17 protein-coding genes are annotated in these 18628 nt (G+C 37.3%); 1 reads left to right on the forward strand and 16 read right to left on the reverse strand.

Features of this window, described 5'->3' with window-relative positions; all coding sequences use genetic code 11:
• Position 1: 1 nt before the first annotated feature.
• The 12 genes from aroA to cmk all read right to left on the reverse strand — a co-directional run bounded on the left by aroA (position 2) and on the right by cmk (position 12169).
• Complete coding sequence (gene aroA, locus BJK46_RS03055) at positions 2-1291, reverse strand: 3-phosphoshikimate 1-carboxyvinyltransferase (RefSeq protein ID WP_103263551.1); 1290 nt, start codon at positions 1289-1291, stop codon at positions 2-4.
• Complete coding sequence (gene aroB, locus BJK46_RS03060; RefSeq protein WP_014613891.1) at positions 1292-2365, reverse strand: 3-dehydroquinate synthase; 1074 nt, start codon at positions 2363-2365, stop codon at positions 1292-1294.
• 16 nt (positions 2366-2381) lie between these two features.
• Positions 2382-3548, reverse strand: coding sequence for a chorismate synthase (aroC, locus tag BJK46_RS03065; protein WP_037544222.1), 1167 nt, complete (start codon positions 3546-3548; stop codon positions 2382-2384).
• Between the two features lie 278 nt (positions 3549-3826).
• Positions 3827-4279 carry a nucleoside-diphosphate kinase gene (gene ndk, locus BJK46_RS03070; RefSeq protein WP_014613889.1) on the reverse strand — a complete coding sequence of 151 codons (453 nt, stop codon included), beginning with the start codon at positions 4277-4279 and terminating at the stop codon, positions 3827-3829.
• Positions 4280-4360: 81 nt separating this feature from the next.
• Positions 4361-5317 (reverse strand): polyprenyl synthetase family protein, encoded by a 957-nt coding sequence (locus tag BJK46_RS03075; RefSeq protein WP_014613888.1) that lies wholly within the window; start codon positions 5315-5317, stop codon positions 4361-4363.
• 17 nt (positions 5318-5334) lie between these two features.
• Positions 5335-6048, reverse strand: coding sequence for a demethylmenaquinone methyltransferase (locus BJK46_RS03080; RefSeq protein ID WP_020219613.1), 714 nt, complete (start codon positions 6046-6048; stop codon positions 5335-5337).
• Positions 6049-6057: 9 nt separating this feature from the next.
• Positions 6058-6627 carry a heptaprenyl diphosphate synthase component 1 gene (locus BJK46_RS03085; RefSeq protein WP_014613886.1) on the reverse strand — a complete coding sequence of 190 codons (570 nt, stop codon included), beginning with the start codon at positions 6625-6627 and terminating at the stop codon, positions 6058-6060.
• A 475-nt stretch (positions 6628-7102) separates the two neighbouring features.
• The gene (locus BJK46_RS03090; protein WP_014613885.1) at positions 7103-7375 is read right to left on the reverse strand and encodes an HU family DNA-binding protein; all 273 of its coding nucleotides are present in this window, start codon (positions 7373-7375) and stop codon (positions 7103-7105) included.
• Between the two features lie 170 nt (positions 7376-7545).
• Positions 7546-8544 carry an NAD(P)H-dependent glycerol-3-phosphate dehydrogenase gene (locus BJK46_RS03095; protein WP_014613884.1) on the reverse strand — a complete coding sequence of 333 codons (999 nt, stop codon included), beginning with the start codon at positions 8542-8544 and terminating at the stop codon, positions 7546-7548.
• 15 nt (positions 8545-8559) lie between these two features.
• Positions 8560-9870, reverse strand: a complete 1311-nt coding sequence (gene der / locus BJK46_RS03100) for a ribosome biogenesis GTPase Der (protein WP_014613883.1) — start codon at positions 9868-9870, stop codon at positions 8560-8562.
• A gap of 366 nt (positions 9871-10236) precedes the next feature.
• On the reverse strand, positions 10237-11421 hold the full coding sequence (gene rpsA / locus BJK46_RS03105; RefSeq protein WP_099984953.1) for a 30S ribosomal protein S1: 1185 nt from the start codon (positions 11419-11421) through the stop codon (positions 10237-10239).
• Between the two features lie 88 nt (positions 11422-11509).
• Complete coding sequence (cmk, locus tag BJK46_RS03110; RefSeq protein ID WP_014613881.1) at positions 11510-12169, reverse strand: (d)CMP kinase; 660 nt, start codon at positions 12167-12169, stop codon at positions 11510-11512.
• Between the two features lie 73 nt (positions 12170-12242).
• On the opposite strand from cmk, the gene BJK46_RS03115 reads away from it, so the two are divergent.
• The gene (locus BJK46_RS03115) at positions 12243-13211 is read left to right on the forward strand and encodes an asparaginase (protein ID WP_063284377.1); all 969 of its coding nucleotides are present in this window, start codon (positions 12243-12245) and stop codon (positions 13209-13211) included.
• A 296-nt stretch (positions 13212-13507) separates the two neighbouring features.
• Here BJK46_RS03115 and ypdA read toward each other — a convergent pair whose 3' ends face one another.
• The 4 genes from ypdA to BJK46_RS03135 all read right to left on the reverse strand — a co-directional run bounded on the left by ypdA (position 13508) and on the right by BJK46_RS03135 (position 18586).
• Positions 13508-14494, reverse strand: a complete 987-nt coding sequence (ypdA, locus tag BJK46_RS03120; protein ID WP_014613879.1) for a bacillithiol disulfide reductase YpdA — start codon at positions 14492-14494, stop codon at positions 13508-13510.
• Between the two features lie 245 nt (positions 14495-14739).
• Positions 14740-16095, reverse strand: a complete 1356-nt coding sequence (gene ebpS, locus BJK46_RS03125) for an elastin-binding protein EbpS (protein ID WP_099987111.1) — start codon at positions 16093-16095, stop codon at positions 14740-14742.
• Positions 16096-16269: 174 nt separating this feature from the next.
• Positions 16270-17646, reverse strand: coding sequence for a RecQ family ATP-dependent DNA helicase (locus BJK46_RS03130; protein ID WP_015729143.1), 1377 nt, complete (start codon positions 17644-17646; stop codon positions 16270-16272).
• The gene (locus BJK46_RS03135) at positions 17639-18586 is read right to left on the reverse strand and encodes a helix-turn-helix domain-containing protein (protein WP_015729144.1); all 948 of its coding nucleotides are present in this window, start codon (positions 18584-18586) and stop codon (positions 17639-17641) included. Before BJK46_RS03135 ends, BJK46_RS03130 begins: the two co-directional genes overlap by 8 nt.
• Between the last annotated feature and the right edge of the window lie 42 nt (positions 18587-18628).

Below are 18628 nucleotides of genomic sequence, written 5' to 3' on the forward strand. Positions count from 1 at the left end.
ACTATCCCTCATTTTCTAATTGTTTAAGTAGTGGCAAAAAACCTGGGAATGACACATTGACACTCTCGAATTGTGCAATCTCAATCGGTTCTGGTGTCATAAGTGAAGCAACTGCTAACATCATACCGACACGATGGTCGTTATGACTGTCAACAGGTTGAATTTGACTGATTGTTGACGGCTTAATGATGAGTCCGTCGTCAGTCGGTTCAAGTTTTAGACCTAGCTTACCGAGTTCGTTTGCTGTTGTATCAATACGGTTGGTTTCTTTCACTTTTAATTCTTCAGCATCTTTTATGATACTTGAACCATGCGCTTGTGTACAGAGTAACGCAATCGTCGGCAGCTCATCAATGCATCTTGGAATGAGACTGCCACCAATTTCTATACCTTTTAAGTCATCCGTATATTGAACACGGATCGTCGCAGTTGGCTCTGGACCATTTGTTTGATTTGAAAGTGAAATTTTGCCGCCCATGCGCTCAACAATTTCGATAATTCCATCACGTGTTGGGTTTATTCCGACATTATGAAGCGTAATGTCGCTACCTGGTGTAATTAATGCCGCCACGATGAGAAAGACTGCCGATGAAATATCTCCAGGCACATCGAAATCACGCGGTTGAATATGATGAATCCCTTCCCCTGGTAGGGTCACTGTTAAATCTTGTGTTTGCACAGGGATACCATAATGGGCAAACATCGTCTCAGTATGGTTACGTGACAAATCTATTTCGCGAATAGTCGTAGTATTTTGAGCAAATAAGCTTGCAAACAAAATGGCACTTTTAACTTGTGCGCTTGCAACTGGCATTTCATAATGTATCCCTTTGACTTCACTTGAGCCAATGATTAGCGGCGTGTAGTTATCCTCTACACCTGAAATGTTGACATTCATTTGTCGAAGTGGTTGGAGCACGCGGTCCATAGGTCTTTTGCCGATAGACGCGTCTCCAGATAGCACACTTTGAATGCCTAATCCACCAAGTAATCCGGCCATCAATCGTGTTGTTGTTCCTGAATTACCTGTATATAACGTTTGGTGTGGCGTTTGAAAATGAGCGTAACCAGGAGAATCAATTGTAATGGCTTCATCTGTAATGTCCATTTTAACGCCTAACTTTTCAAATATTTTTGCTGTACGTAAACAATCTTCACCGAGTAAAGGTTGATGTATAACAGAGTGTCCTTGTGCTAAAGAAGCAAGCATAATCGCCCGGTGCGTCATAGATTTGTCCCCAGGTACTGATGCTTCACCTATCAGCGGCCCGTTAATCATAATTTTTTTCATCTATATCACCTCAAGATATTGTTGTTTGAATGTCTCAAGTGCTTTTTCTAATATAGGTATCTCAACATGTTTAACGATTGGGTCGCCAATTGCTTGTAACAGAACCATCCGCACACCCTTTGCGTCATTTTTCTTGTCATTGCGCATAAGTTTTAATAAGGGTTCGAATTCAAATTGGCGAATGATATCTAGCGGATAACCTAAATGATTTAAATATTTCAAGTAATGTGGAACATCAAAATGCGTGCCCAATAATAGATTTGAAACGATAAATTGATAGACAATCCCTATCATAACAGCGTGACCATGTGCAAGTTGATATTGATACTCGATCGCATGACCAAATGTATGACCTAAGTTTAAAAATTGACGTTGACCCCGTTCTTTTTCATCATTCAAAACAATTTGCAGCTTCGTTTGAATCCCGTTAATTAAATACTGTTCAATCGCTTGTAGTGTTTTTAAATGCATGCTATCAGGATAAGCATTTTCAAGTATCTGTACTGATTGCGCATTATTCAACAATGCATGTTTATACACTTCACCATAGCCGCTTAAAATTTCCGAATAAGGTAATGAAGTGAGGAACTCTAAATCATAAATGACCGCTTTTGGACGATGAAAGGCACCGACAAGATTTTTACCATGTGTCGTATTGATACCCACTTTACCGCCAATACTCGAATCATGAGCAAGAATCGTTGTAGGTACTTGAATAAAATCAACGCCACGTAATAATGTTGCTGCTAAAAAGCCAACGAAATCACCAGTTGCACCGCCACCAATTGCGATTAAGCACGTATTACGTGTAGGTTGATGTGCAAGTAGCGCTTCAATATAACGTTCATACTGCGCCATATACTTCACTTGTTCTCCTGAAGGGATTTGAAACGTGGTATATGAATGATGGTGAACGAACCTAGAAATTTTTTGTTCCCAAGCTGTATAGACGTTTTGATCGACAAACACAAACACATGTTGGTAGTCAGAAACTAACGCATCTAATTGGTTGAATGCGGCATGTTCAATAATAATCGGATAATTGTGGTCCGGATATGTCGTTGTTAATTGCATGATTTATCACCTGTCATTAAAATGTTTGGTTCAGCGCGCGTCTTTCAGCGACTTGTTGTGCGAGACGTGAAAAGTCCTGGGAACCGAACTCCTCTAAAACACTTCTCGCAATTTCATATGAAACAGCATGTTCACAAACAATACTTGCAGCAGGTACCGCACAGCTGTCAGAACGTTCAATTGTTGCTTTAAATGGTTCTTTAGAGTCAATATCTACTGAAGCAAGTGGTTTATACAACGTTGGAATAGGCTTCATCACACCATTCACGATAATTGGCATACCGTTTGACATACCACCTTCTAAACCGCCGAGATGATTAGATGCGCGGTAATAGCCTTGTTCCTCTGAATATAAAATCGGATCTTGAATTTCACTGCCTAATTTTTCTGCCGCTTTAAAACCTTCACCGAAACTTACACCTTTAAATGCGTTAATGCCAACAACACTTTGTGCAATTCTGCCATCTAGCTTTCTATCATAGTGGACATAACTACCGATTCCGACTGGCATATGGTTAACAATGACTTGGACGACACCGCCGATAGAATCTCCCTCTTTTTTGGCACTATCAATTTTATCGCGAATCGCTTGTGCAATACTGTCGTCAATGACACGGACATCATTTTTATCAATATTTTCAATAATGGTATCAATGTTATAAATGCCCTCGTCTTTTATGCCGCCGATTTCAATGACACGGCTATAAACGTCGATGCCTAACTGTTTCAACAATTGCTTACAAAGCGCACCAACAGCAACACGTGCGGCTGTCTCACGTGCAGAAGAGCGTTCAAGTACATTACGCAAATCACGGTGGTTATATTTCATGCCACCAACCAAATCTGCATGACCCGGTCTTGGTTTCGTAATGACGCGTTTCATATTTTCTTTCTCTTCTTCTGAAATAGGTGCCGCGCCCATAATATTACGCCAATGTGTGAAATCATCATTCTTAATGACGATCGTGACAGGGCTGCCTAATGTATAACCATGGCGCACACCTGAAACGATTTCTACCGTATCCTTTTCAATTTGCATACGACGGCCTCTTCCATAACCACCTTGACGCTTAAACATTTCTTCGTTAATTTGATCAATATCAATAGTCATATTTGCTGGTAGCCCTTCAATAATGACAGTTAATTGTGGACCGTGTGATTCTCCAGACGTTAAAAATCTCAACATGATGAGCACTCCCCCTACCGTTTAGTTCATATGTTTCATATCATAGCACAAAATAGAAAATAAATTAATAGAAAACACTTTTTCTATTCACCGCTTTTAATTGTTAAAGTAAGTTCGATAATTTCTATTTATAAACTTGGTGTTGTCGACCATTGTTTGAATCAATGTAAGTATACAATCCAGACTTACAAAATGATGATGACGAAATGATGTGTAGAAACAAATTGAGGGCCCAGACAACTAAATGTCCAGGCCCCATTAAATAAGTTTAAATATTACGCTTCATATAACCATGTTTCATCTGGTGTATGGTAAGAACTGATTTCTTCGTCTTTAAACCAAAGTCCAATTTCACGTTCAGCAGATTCCACTGAGTCTGAACCGTGAATGACATTACGCCCAACCGTTAAACCTAAATCGCCACGAATGGAACCAGGTGTCGCTTCAGAAGGATTCGTACTGCCGATAATATGACGTGCAACGGCCACAGCGTTTTCACCTTCAACAACCATCGCAAAAACGGGTGCTGATGTAATAAAAGAAATAAGTGAATCGTAAAATGGTTTTCCTTTATGTTCACCGTAATGTGTCTCAGCTAAAGATTGCGGAACTGTCATTAATTTAGCTCCTACAAGCTTTAATCCCTTTTGTTCGATGCGTTGAACAATTTCACCAATTAATTTACGTTGTACCGCGTCCGGTTTAATCATTACAAAACTTTTTTCCATGATGCGTAATGCCCCCTGTGTTTTTATGTATTACAAGATTATCCTATCATTTGTATGAAGCACTTTCAACAGGAAAGATGTTTAATTCATTCTGCTTTGCAATCTTTTTATTAATTTTCTGAAATGTGGTTTAATTTCATTTTTAGGCAATGTTTCCAATAACGTCGAAGCTTTGTCGAGATATTTTTGGCTTACATTTAAAGATTGAGAAATCGCTTCTGATTGGCGTATTTGTTCAATGCACCAGTCAAAGTCTTCAGTTGGTGAACCTGGCGTTAATGTTGCGACTTTTTCTTTTAATTGTGGGTTCTGCTTCATCGCTAATAATACAGGAAGTGTCATGTGACCATTACGCAAGTCACTTCCGACAGGTTTACCGAGTTTCTTTTCAGTACTCGTAAAATCTAAAACATCATCAACAATTTGGAAACTCATGCCGATATGATGACCAATATCACGCATTTTTCGAATCGTTGGATCGTCTGTGTGTGAACTCATCGCACCCACTTCAGTAGCGAGCTGCATTAATAGCGCCGTTTTACGATTGATACGACGCAAATAGTTCGTAATCGATTGTTCTGCTCTAAATTGGTCTTGAAATTGGAAAAGTTCTCCGCGACACACTTCTATAATCGCATGTGACAGTGTTTGATGAATACGACTGTCCTGAATATAAGATAAATGTTCTAACGCACGAGCAAGTAAAAAATTACCGGTTAAAATCGCAGTCGGTTGATCCCACTTCTTCTCGATTGTTAACTTACCACGTCTTTTATCACTGAAATCAATCACATCATCATGGACAAGCGTTGCCATATGAATCAGCTCTAACGCTGTAGCAACACGATATGCCGCATCATTAGCAGGATTTTCACCGACGTAACTGCTCAATATCACGAATAACGGACGAACGCGCTTACCTCCTGATGATAAAAGGTGATCTGCAGCACTTTGGAGTGTTGAATCCTCAGATTGAATCAACTGTTTCAAAGTATTTTCAATTTTTTTAATTTCCTGATTCAAGTTTAATTTCGACATGCATAATCACCTTTTAATTAGTTCGTTTTGGGTTTATAAGCTAAGTGCATTGCAGCTACGCCACCTGTAAAGCTACGGACTTTGACATTTTCAAAGTTGACACCTTCAAACATTTTCTTTAAAGTTTCGCGATCTGGAAAATCGAATGCAGACTGTTGAAGCCATTCATATTCTTGTTTTGATTTCGCAAAAATTTTGCCAAAGATAGGCATCACAAATTTAAAATACAAACGATATCCTTGCTTGAAGACAGGCATTGTCGGTTGGCTTGTTTCTAAACACACAACCATACCACCTGGTTTCAGGACGCGATACATCTCTGACAATGCTTTTGAATAATCTGGAATATTACGTAATCCAAATCCGATCGTTACATAGTCAAATGTATTGTCATCAAACGGCAATGCCATCGCATCACCTTGAACAAGTCTAATGTTGTCCATATGCGCCGTTTTTTCTTCGCCCACTTTAAGCATATTTTCACTGAAATCTAATCCAGTGACTTCACCTTCCGGCCCTACTGCTTGGCTTAAAGCAATGGTCCAATCAGCAGTCCCACAACAGACGTCCAAAGCAATTGTCCCTGCTTGGACATTCATTTCTTTCATTACTTTTTTACGCCACACTTTATGTTGTTCGAAGCTAATAATATTGTTTAAACGGTCATATTTGCCAGAAATATTTTGAAACACTTCATGGACTTGTGCTTTATTTGCCTTGTTTTTAGTCATTTTGAAACCTCATTTACTTTTTGTATAGTTTTGTAATGCGATGATTATGTCATTGATCTCATCCGTCTGCCAATCAATTAAATAACTCAGTTGTTGCACGTCGAGTTGTTGAATCAGTTGATGGCGTATATCATCAAAGGACTGTTGGATACGGTAATGTTTCATCAATACTTGAATTAACAATGTTTCAATCGTAATCATCATATCTTTTAAATTTACATCAGTGCGTATATCCTTTTGATGTTGAATATAAGATTTTAATTCATTTATTTTTACAATCGCTTGGCTCATTTGAAGTTGTAGTTCAACATCTTTCAAATCAGCAAGTAACTGATAATAGTGTGCACTCAGCAAATCACCTATGAGTATGGCATCACGTTCATAATGATAGTAACTGATACGATCAAGATGTTTCATTGATGTATCAATAGAGAGACACGCAAGTTTTGCATTTAAAGGCACATCAAGTTGATCTAACAATTGACTTAAAGTTCGATTGATATGTATATTTTGGGGGCGATTGAGTTGGTTCAATCGTTTATCAAGTTGTTGTTGTAAACATTCAAAAGTATTCTCCATTTGACACACCTCTAATTTTAATCACTCTCTATCTTAACACTATCAACCTAAAAATTAAATCTGATTTGCTTTTTTTGTCATAAAAGCCATGAATGAAGTTTGATGTCGCTTGATTTAATGTTGCTGAAAAAATTCGTATCAAACAAAGTGACGAGGTTTTCTTCGTCTGAAGTGAATATATTTTGTTTAAAAAGTATGGAACAAAAATGTATATACAAATCAATGGAGATAGATGTATCGCCTTGATAGGACATCACAAATGAAATGATATAAAAAGAATGAAGGATTACTTTCTTAAAGAAGTTTATAAATCGAGATGAAGTGGATAAACTTTTGAATGATAAAAAACAAAAGAAGTCTATGTTTGAATTCAAATCGTTTGAACAGTCTTAAAATGACGAAGTTATGAGTGGCATTAGTCATAGGAAAGGCTGGAAAACACCATTGTGTCCCAGCCCCTTTCCTAATAATTGAATTATTTCACAGCATCTTTTAATGCTTTACCTGCTTTGAAAGCTGGAACTTTGCTTGCAGGGATGTCAATTTCTTTACCTGTTTGAGGGTTGCGACCTTTACGTGCGGCACGCTCACGTACCTCAAAGTTACCGAAACCAATTAATTGTACTTTTTCACCTTTAGCTAATGATGTTTGAATTGCTTCAAAAACAGCATCAACAGCTAAACCAGCTTCTTTTTTAGTTAAATCAGCTTGTTCTGCAACAGCGTTAATTAAGTCAGTTTTGTTCATGTCAATTCACCTCCTCAAAGGTTATGTAATGATAATTCAATTACCATTATGGTATGACTTTAACACAAGCGAATGCAAGACTGCAACGATTTATACAAGAAAAACGTTGATTTAATCGCTTTTTGTCGATTTTTTTATAATTTTGTCATGAAAATGGTCAATTTCTATCTTTATTCCGATTTTTTTGTACGTCCCATTAACGTTTTGACTGCCTGTTCAACAGGTTGATTTTCGAATAAAACATGATACAATGCTTCAGTAATTGGCATTTCAACATTTTCTTTTTTAGAAAGATTGTACACCGATTCAGTTGTGTACACCCCTTCAGCGACCATATTCATATGATTCATGATTTCATCTAAACTTTTCCCTTTACCAAGTTGGTAACCGAGAGAGTAGTTTCTCGAATGTGTAGAAGTACACGTTACAATTAAATCACCAATGCCACCTAAACCTTGGAATGTGAGCGGATCGGCACCAAGTTTAACGCCTAAACGTGTAATTTCTGCTAAACCACGTGTCATTAAAGCAGCTTTTGCATTATCACCAAAGCCCATACCGGCAAGGACACCGCTCGCGATAGCAATAATATTTTTAAGTGCACCACCGAGTTCTACGCCGACAAGATCATCATTTGTATACACACGTAAATAATCCGTCATGAATAAATCTTGTATCAATTTGCGTAATTCTGGATTACTTGAAGCTGCTGATACGGTGGTCGGTTGTTTGATAACCACTTCTTCGGCATGACTTGGACCAGAAAGTACGCCAATGCCTGCGTTATATTCTGGTGAAATGGAGTCTTCCAACATTTCTGAAACACGCTTAAATGTTGCATTCTCAATCCCTTTAGTAACATGAATAAAAGATTTTTTTGAAATAAGCAATTGATTGACTTGCGACATGACCTCTCTAATCGCTTTTGTTGGCAGTGCGATTAAATAAATATCTGAATGGTCAATAGCGGTCTGAATATCTGTTGTCGCTTGAATTGTCGAATTAAGCGTAACCCCTTTTAAATAATTATGATTTGTATGTTCATGGTTGATTTCGTCTATTGTTGTTGATGTTTTACCCCACATTAATGTGTTGTGGCCATTGTCTGCAAGCACATTAGCCAATGCAGTACCAAAACTTCCTGTACCAAACACTGTAATGTTCGTCATGTTTATCCCCTCCATCTAATTTCGTTTGCGTGCAATGATGTGTACCGGTGTGCCTTCAAATCCAAATGCTTGTCTAATTTGATTTTCAAGATAACGTTTGTATGAGAAATGCATCAGTTCGACGTCATTCACAAAGACAACAAACGTCGGCGGTTCAATCGCAACTTGTGTCGCATAAAAAATATTCAGTCGACGGCCTTTATCCGTCGGCGTAGGATTCATTGCAATGGCATCCGTGATCACTTCATTCAATGTTGAACTTTGAACACGTTTTTTATGATTTTCGCTCGCTTCGTTAATTAATGGGAAAAGTGTACGTAAACGCATTTTTTCTTTTGCTGATACGAAAGCGATTTGTGCATAATCTAAAAATTGGAAGTTTTTACGTACCTCATCCATAAACTTTTTCATCGTATTGCTATCTTTTTCTAAAGTATCCCATTTGTTAACAACGATCACAATCGCTTTTCCTTCTTCATGGGCATATCCAGCAACACGTTTATCTTGTTCAATAATGCCTTGTTCTGCATCTAATACAACAAGAACGACATTGGAGCGTTCAATGGCTTTCAATGCACGTAATACGGAGTACTTTTCAGTTGATTCATAAACTTTCCCCTTTTTACGCATACCCGCTGTATCAATAAGTACATAATCTTGGCCTTCATAGCTATATACGGTATCGATGGCATCTCTAGTTGTACCAGCAATATTAGATACGATAACGCGTTCTTCGCCTAGAATGGCATTGATCAAACTTGATTTCCCTACATTAGGTCGACCGATTAATGACAAACGAATTGTATCATCGTCATATGGATCTGAAGTATCTTTTTTAAAGTGTTTTGCGACCTCTTCTAATAAGTCCCCTAAACCTAGACCGTGTGAGCCCGAAAGTGGGAAAGGTTCTCCAAAACCGAGTGAATAGAAATCATAAATATCATTACGCATGTCTGGATTATCGACTTTATTAACAGCTAATACAACAGGTTTTTTAGATTTATAAAGTATTTGAGCCACAAGTTCATCATTTTGCGTGACCCCTTCACGTACATTAACCATGAATATGATAACATCAGCTTCGTCAATTGCGATTTCAGCTTGTGCGCGAATTTGAGTTTGGAATGGTGCGTCTCCGATCTCGATACCACCTGTATCAATCACATTAAATTCATGTGTGAGCCATTCACCGCTTGAATAAATACGGTCACGCGTCACACCAGGTGTATCTTCAACAATAGATACACGTTCTCCGACGATGCGGTTAAAAATTGTAGATTTTCCTACGTTAGGACGCCCCACGATAGCAACTACAGGTTTCGTCATGCTTGTTCTTCCTCTCTATGAATAACTTAAATATTAAATATATCAGTCTGTGCAAGTATATTTCGCAATGTACGATACATAACAACGTTATTATATCACGTGAAGTGTAGCGAACAAAAGCATTGGTGAAAAGTATCCCCTTACAAAGTGTAGGAATACATTTTTATTTATTTGAATAGGGTTAGAAAGATGGGTTTTGACTTTTGCGTTAAAGATGCAATGCGGTAATATAAGTGGATTTGGTATCGGGATAAGTATGAAAAAAGTTCGAGAAGTGGTACCGATAAGGCGGTAATCAAGTTTGATGGGCGAAATTTCGTAATAAAAGAACTAAGGTTACGTGAAATAACCTTAGTTCGAAATAGATTATAAATTTAAGTCTTTCAACTTATCACCGAAAACGTCACCTAAAGTTGGGTTGTTTTCGTTTTCATCAGCAGGTTGTGTATAGTGCTGTGTTGTTTCCTCAGAAGCTTCTTCCGTTTCTTCGTCAGGATTTGCTGCTTTAATTGATAGTGAAATACGTTCTTCTTCAGGATTAATACCTAAAATTTTAACTTGAACAGTTTGACCTGGTTCAAGAACTTCGCCAGGTGTACCGATATGTTTATGGCTAATTTCTGAAATATGCACAAGGCCTTGTAAGCCACTGCTGATTTCAACAAATGCACCAAATGAAGCTAAGCGCATTACTTTACCTTCAACAATGTCGCCTTCACTATATTTCTCTTGAATTGTTTCAAATGGACTTGGTAATGTATCTTTAATTGATAATGACACACGTTCAGAATCTTGTTCAACTGAACGAACTTTAACTTTAACAGTATCGCCAATAGAAACAACTTCTTCTGGTGATTTTACATGTTCGTGAGATAACTCAGAAACATGGACTAAACCATCAACGCCACCAAGGTCAATAAATGCGCCAAAGTTAGTTAAACGCGCAACTTTACCTTCAATTACGTCGCCAGCTTTAATCGATTGTAATAATTCTGCTTTTTTCTTTTCGTTTTCTTCCGCTTCTACGGCTTTACGACTTAAGATGACGCGATTTTTTTCAGGTTCAAGCTCTTCAACTTTGAGTTCAAGCACACGTCCTTCATAATCAGAGAAATCTTCAATGTAATCAGTTGAAATTAATGATGCAGGAATAAAACCTCTTTGACCTACATCCACAACTAAACCACCTTTAACGACTTCAGTTACTTTCGCTTCAATCGTTTCGTTGTTCTCTAATTTCTCTTGTAAATAAGCATAAGACTGCTCTTCTTCTAATTTACGTTTAGAAAGGATGTAACTGCCTGTTTCGTTTTCTTCATCAACTTCAATTTTAGTCACATAAGCGCCAATTTCGTCGCCGACTTTGACCACTTCGTTTGCATTTTCAACATGATATGTGGAAAGTTGACTAATTGGAATAATACCGTTGTATTTACCGCCATTGACGTGAACAACAACGTGCTTATCTTCAATTTGTTGTACTTCTCCTGTAATCTTATCGCCCTCTTTAATGTCATTAATCATTGATTCATTGAATTCTTCAGTCATCATGATTGCCTCCTTATACTACTACATAATAATAACTTCTTATAAAAGTCTTGAATTGTCAAGAAATTTAGATAAGTTAGAATAAAATAAATTAAACCGCATTTACTAAAGACAGGATCTTATCTGTGACTTGTTCAATACTCAAGCCAGTTGTGTCGATTTCAATTGCGTCTTCAGCTTTTTTTAACGGTGAAATTTCTCTGTTCATATCGTATGCATCTCGTTCAGCAATATCTTTTTTCAATTGCTCAATAGATGATTCGATACCTCTTTCTTGGTTGTCTTTATAACGACGTTCAGCTCGCTCTTCTACAGATGCAATCATATAAACTTTTACTTCTGCATCAGGAAGTACGGTTGTCCCAATGTCTCGGCCGTCCATAACGATGCCCTTGTCCGCTGCAAGTTTTTGTTGCACTTGAACTAAAAATTGACGTACCTCTTTTATAGACGAAACATAGGACACATTTTGCGTTACATCGTTTTCACGTAGAAAATCAGTCACATCATTATCATTCAAAAAGACACGTTGACCCTTTTCAGCATCATAACCGAGGCGTAAATCAATTTCGGAAATGAGTGATGTAAAGTCGGTGAATCGTTCTTTGTTATTTAAATAATAGTATGTGATTGCACGATACATTGCGCCTGTATCTACATATATCATGCCTAATTGAGCAGCTACTCTTTTTGCTATCGTACTCTTACCAGCGGCTGCCGGTCCATCTAATGCAATATTAATCGCTTTCATACGTTACCTTCCTTGTCGTTTGTTTAACAATATTTTATCATAATAATGGACTATTTTACGAGGAGGAAGCTAAATGAAAAATTTATTAGTCATCCATACGGGTGGCACAATTAGTATGTCAGAAGATGAATCGAATAAAGTGATGACGAATGACGACAATCCGATTACGCATCATCAAGATGTCATTGCACAGTACGCTAACATAGATGAACAGGTGCCTTTTAACGTCCCTTCTCCACATATGACAATTGATAATGTCAAAATTTTAAAAGAAATCATTGAGGACCCAGACCATTTAACACACTTTGATGGTTATGTGATTACACATGGCACCGATACGTTAGAAGAGACTGCTTTTTTACTAGACTTAACGATTTCGACGTCTAAACCAGTCGTTATTACAGGAGCTATGCGTTCTTCCAATGAGATTGGGTCAGATGGTTTATACAATTTTATTTCAGCTATACGAGTAGCGATTGAAGAAGAATCCGCAGGTAAAGGTGTCATGGTGGTTTTCAATGATGAGATACACACAGCGCGTAATGTCACGAAAACTCATACTTCAAACACGAATACGTTTCAAAGTCCCAACCACGGTCCGCTTGGTGTGATTACTAAAGCAGGTGTCTATTTTCACCATAGACCGTATGAGCGTCAATTTTTAACAAATATTAATGCTTCACTACAAATTCCGTTAATTAAAGCACATATGGGTATGGGATGCGAAATGTTGGATTTTTATGCAGAACGTCATGTAGATGGTCTCGTGATTGAAGCGCTCGGACAAGGTAATCTTCCTCCTACTGCCATGCCAGGTGTCAATGCATGTTTGGATAAAAATATTCCTATTGTTCTAGTATCAAGATCATTTAATGGGATAGTGAGTGCGGTTTATGCATATGAAGGTGGCGGTCATCAATTATTTGAAAAAGGTGTGATTTTTTCAAACGGTTTGAACGGCCAAAAAGCGAGATTAAAGTTACTCGTCGCATTAAGCAACGATTTTCAACATGATCAAATTCAAGATTACTTTAATGTATAAAACGACACGAGGTCTATATAAAAAAGAGATATCATTATGAAAATAGCCGCTCTTAATTGTGGAATTGAGATACGGCTATTTTTTGTGCATTTACACAGTATCATGTGTTCATTCTTTTTTAGATATGAAATGTATGAAATGCGTGAGCTACTCTCCACATTCACAACCATGGTATGATATATTGAAAAAATTACACAATAAAAATGCGTCATGTCATATAAAATTAAATGCCCTTCATCAGTAATATCAACGACGAAAGGCTTTTTGATAATATTTTGAGTAAACACTCATACAATTTATGATTCTAATGGCGATTGCTTTTTAGTCAATATATGACGGGCAATGGCTTCACCATGATATTTACCGTTTTCGATAAAAATAGTATTCGCATCATTGCCAGCCGCGATAACCCCAGCGATATAGCAGTTTTCAATGTTCGTTTCATACGTTTCGGAATTGTATACCGGTGCTGTTCCATATTCATTAGTATGAATGTCGATACCAATAGATTGCAAAAAGTCATAATCTGGGTGATAACCAATCATCGCAAACACGTAATCATTATCGATTGTGATGGTTTCTCCTTCTTTTTCAAACATCACTTGATCTTCTGTAATCTTTGTCACTTGACTATTGAAATGCATTTGAACATTACCTCGACGAACGAGTGATTCAAAATTCGGCAATATCCATGGCTTAATCGCTGGTGAATACGTCTCACCTCGATAAATAACAGTGACACGTGCACCTGCTTTTTCTAACTCAATTGCTGCATCGACTGCAGAGTTTTTACCACCGATGATGACAACGTCTTGGTCAAAATACGGATGCGGTTCTTTAAAATAATGCATTACTTTGGATAGCTCTGCACCTTCTACTTCTAACGTGTTATGTTGGCCGTAATAACCAGTCGCAACAGTTAAATAGCGACATTGATATACATCTTTAGTCGTTGTTAAAGTGAAGTGATCATGCATTTTTTTCACTGTTAACACTTCCTCAAATGCATTGACCTTAAGTTGATGATGTTTAACAACTTCACGATAGTACACTAATGCTTGATTTCGACGTGGTTTTAATTCTTCTACAATAAAAGGCACGTCACCAATACTTAATTTATCGCTAGATGAAAAGAAAGTTTGATGTGTCGGATAATGGTAAATCGCATCCACAATATTCCCTTTTTCGATAACTAGTGTGTCAATACCTTTTTTCTTTTGTTCAATGGCGGCACTCAGTCCACATGGGCCACCGCCTATAATAATACTCTCTACAGTTTTCATTTTTATACTGAAACATTAAAAATGTGCGTTCACAAACGTCAATTATGCTACTTTAATGTTTCATACTGCCTCCTAAATCTCATACTAGCATCGTATATGATAAGAACTGTGATAATCCTTGTATATTATATCAACTTTTATAGTGATTCTAAATGGAAAAGTTTGTGACAGTCACTATTGCAAATAGAACGGCAATAAAAAACAACCTTATCCATTGATTCAGGATAAGGCTGCATTTATCAAATTTATGGAATGATGAGCTGTTGTCCGTTCGAAATGTTGTTATTTTGTAAACCGTTCGCACGTTTAATTTTTTCAACATTTTCAGGTGAACCATTACCGTAATATTGAATAGCGATACGATATAAGTTTTGGTTACCATTCACGACATGAGTCTGTCCGCCAGCAGATTGGCCTTGTTGATAAGTGTTTTGTTGGTTATTGATATTGCTATTATTTACGTCGTTTTGACTATTATTCGGATTGGATGTCTCATTTGGATCTGAAGCATTTGAATTGTCACTATTATTGGCGTCTGACTCTGATTGATCATTGTCATCCTTACTGTTGTCGTCGCTATCTTTTGAAGCTGTCGCTTTATCGGAATCATCTTGTTTATCGTCTTCGTTTTTAGATTGACTTTGTTGATTGTCATCTGAATTTTTCTTCGTATCCTCTTTTTGTGCGACTTCTTGCTGATTATCATTTTGATGATCTTGATTAAAGAGATACATGCCACCGAAAATCGCAACTGTACCTAAAAGAATAATCGCCGCTAGTAACGGTAAAAGCTTTTTGAAAAATCCACCGCCAGATCCATTTGAAACAGTCGTCTCTGAAGATTCAGTTTCTGGTTGACGTTCTGGTGTTTGTTGCGCATGAGCTTTTGAAGCGCCTAAACCTGTTGCTGCGCCAGTCGACGCACCTGCCGCAGCTTTTTTTCCTTTGTTCCCTTGAGGTTTGCTGTCTTCTAAAGTTGGATTTTCGTCTTGTTTTGGACTTTGGTCATTTTTCTCCATGCCCGCTCTTGCCACACCTGTCGCGCCTAAACCTGCCCCAGTGGCCAAAGTTTTTTTACTTTTGCGGGGTTCTTGTTGCTCTCCTTGTTGATTGCTTTGTGCTTCATTTGTCACTTTAGGTTGTTGCTTTTTATTATTTGTCATTTGAACATTTGCACCAGTTCCAACAGCTGTATGGCCTGATGTTGCAGCTCTTTGACCTTTCGTATCCTCTTTCGCTGGTTCATTTTGCATTGAATCAGCTGTTTGAGCACGTTTGCCTTCAGCGTCATGTTGCGTGTGATTAAGGTGATTGTCATCACTCTTTTTAACGCCACCAATCGGACCTGTTTTTTTGTCAGCTGCTGCTTCTTGTGGGTTAGTCTGCGTATCTTTTTGTGTAGGTTTAGCTTTTGATATACCGAAATCTCTTTTTCTGTGGCGTCTAGAAGCATTTCGTGGCGGGAATTGCTGTTCCTGACTTGCTTGAGGTTGATCATCTTTTTCATTTATTGCTTCAGTTGTCTCGTCCTCGTCATGATGATGGGACTTAATTTCTTGACGACTGCGTTCAAACTCATCTTTGAAATTATCTTTTGACACTTAACATTCATCCTTTCCATATCAAATGTACAATAACGATTTGAAAGTATAAACTTTGATACGATCAATATCAATTCATCACATCTATTTAATTCTATGTTGTCGTTAAATCGCCTAATACCATTTACCCTAAATTATAACGGGTTTAAATTAAAAGTGAAAGCATTGTGAAAATTAATGAAACAAATTTTCCAACTTTTCAATGTAAGTTAACTTTCTTTTAACTTTTTTCTTATTTTTTTCATAAACTGGACTAAGTGCCTCGCATTGATCACAACATGCATCTGTCGTTTCTTTCGTCATACCAAAGTAATTCAGTAAATGTTGACGTCGGCATTGTTTGGTTAAAATATAATGATACATATGACGATAACCTTGTCTTTTCATGTCTTCATTTTGAGTGAATATTTGTCTAAGTTGTTGAAATGAAAAAGCTTCAGTTAATACATCTAAAATGGCACGTTTTTCACTATCAATCATTTGACCGACTTCATATTGGTCCACATCTGAAGCATGCATGATATTCACTAATGCCAACGTCTCCATTAAATACTGGTCGTCTGGTTGAAACAGTGCAATGGCTTGACTTGGAAGCCCATCTCTACCCGCACGTCCTATTTCTTGTAGATAACTTGAAGGTGTCGTTGAAACGTGAAAATGAATAATGGTACGAATATCTGGTTTATTGACGCCCATGCCAAAAGCACTTGTTGCAACGATAATTCGTATGTCGTTGTTTAAAAACTGTTGTTGAACGGTATGACGCTCTTGATAAGATAGATCTCCATGGTATATTCCCGTTAAATACCCTGCTTCATAAATTGAAGTTGCTAAATCTAAGCTGACCTTTTTGGAAGACACATAGACAATGGTAGGACCAGACGTCGCAATTGTATCAATTAACCAATTCACTTTTTCTTCATATGATGACATGAATTTTACAGATAAAGCCACATTTGGTCGGTCCATTGAGTGTTCAATGACATGAATTGATTTTTGAATGACACGCTGAATATCATCTTTCAAGTGTCGCGTTGCAGTGGCTGTCAGTGCAAGTATGGTGGCTTCGTTAAAATAGCGTATCACTTTACCGATCAAGGCATAGTGTGGTCTAAAATCAAATCCCCATTCAGATAAACAGTGTACTTCATCAAGCACAATCATGCCGAATCGGATATTTTTGAAAAGATGAAAATGGTGCGGCTGTAAAATGAATTCAGGACTCACAAAAATAAATCGGGCTTGTGTTAACTGTTGGAACGCTCGCTTTTTGGCCGCTTGTTCCATCCCTGAATGAATCGCGACGACATGGTGTTCTCCTTGCATTTTCATCTGCATCACTTGATCGTCCATTAACGAAATGAGTGGCGAAATGACCAAGGTCGGTTGTTGCTTCATATAAGTTGGTAGTTGATAACAAAGCGACTTACCACTTCCGGTCGGTAAAATCCCGAGTGTATGTTGCCCTTCTAGAACGCTTGAAATAATACTTTCTTGACCGGGGCGGAATGTTGTAAAACCAAAATATTGTTTTAAAGCATCTTTAAGCATGTAATTCTCCTTTTGCGCTGCCAATAATCGCGAGTTTAAGTTCAAAATAGGATAATGTGTCAAATTGTTCTTTGTACAGTTTTAATCGTTGATAGGGGTGCGCTTGATAAAATTTAAGAAATTCATTATACGGATGCGTGAAAAAATCATCATAGTTTGTTAAAAGCTGTTTCATAAACAAATCAAGAATATGATCTTTTATCGTCGTTTCCCGTACTTGCTCAATTTGTGCGACTTTTGCTATTGAATATCCTTTTTGTAGCAATTGTAACGTTTGCATTACTCGATCGGATAATTCTATAGGCATGATACATTGTGAAAGTATTGGAAACGTATCAGCATTTTGAATGAAAAGATAAATGGATAATAACTCTTCGTAATATGCAGTATACAAATCATGGATATCAATGGACTCAATCATGCTTATTTGGGCAAACGTGTACATCGGTTCGTCATATCCAGTCAATAAGTAATGCGTATATAATGTGTCATGTTTCTCGGCTAGCATTTTAAATAATGTTGTGACCTCTTCTTCAAATGCATCTTGTAATTGCTGTTGCTCAATTTCATAATAAATAAGGCGTACAACTTCGTGAATGTCGACTTGTGATGTAATAGGCAAAAATGTACGTTGATTGTGTTGAATATGAGAAACCGTTTGAACTAATAGCTGAAATGCTTTAAAAGTAGCGTCTAAAGTTGAATACGTCATACGATTGCTTGTTTGAATAGTCGTATGATGGTATGACTCATGACTAATCATTTGTTCCAACTGTTCATACTTTAATTTGGGTGCACAGCCATAGAGTGATAATATATTTAAAGAAACAGCATCAAAAAAAGTTTGATGAGATTTTTTACCTATGATAATATTAAAGATGCTTTTTTTAGTTTTGTAGGCTGATGCATGATGATAGAGATATAGAATTAATTGTTTCATGTTTAGACCTCGTTAAAAACGTATATATTGAAAAATCGGGTA

It is taken from the genome of Staphylococcus pseudintermedius, assembly GCF_001792775.2.
Classification (GTDB): domain Bacteria; phylum Bacillota; class Bacilli; order Staphylococcales; family Staphylococcaceae; genus Staphylococcus; species Staphylococcus pseudintermedius.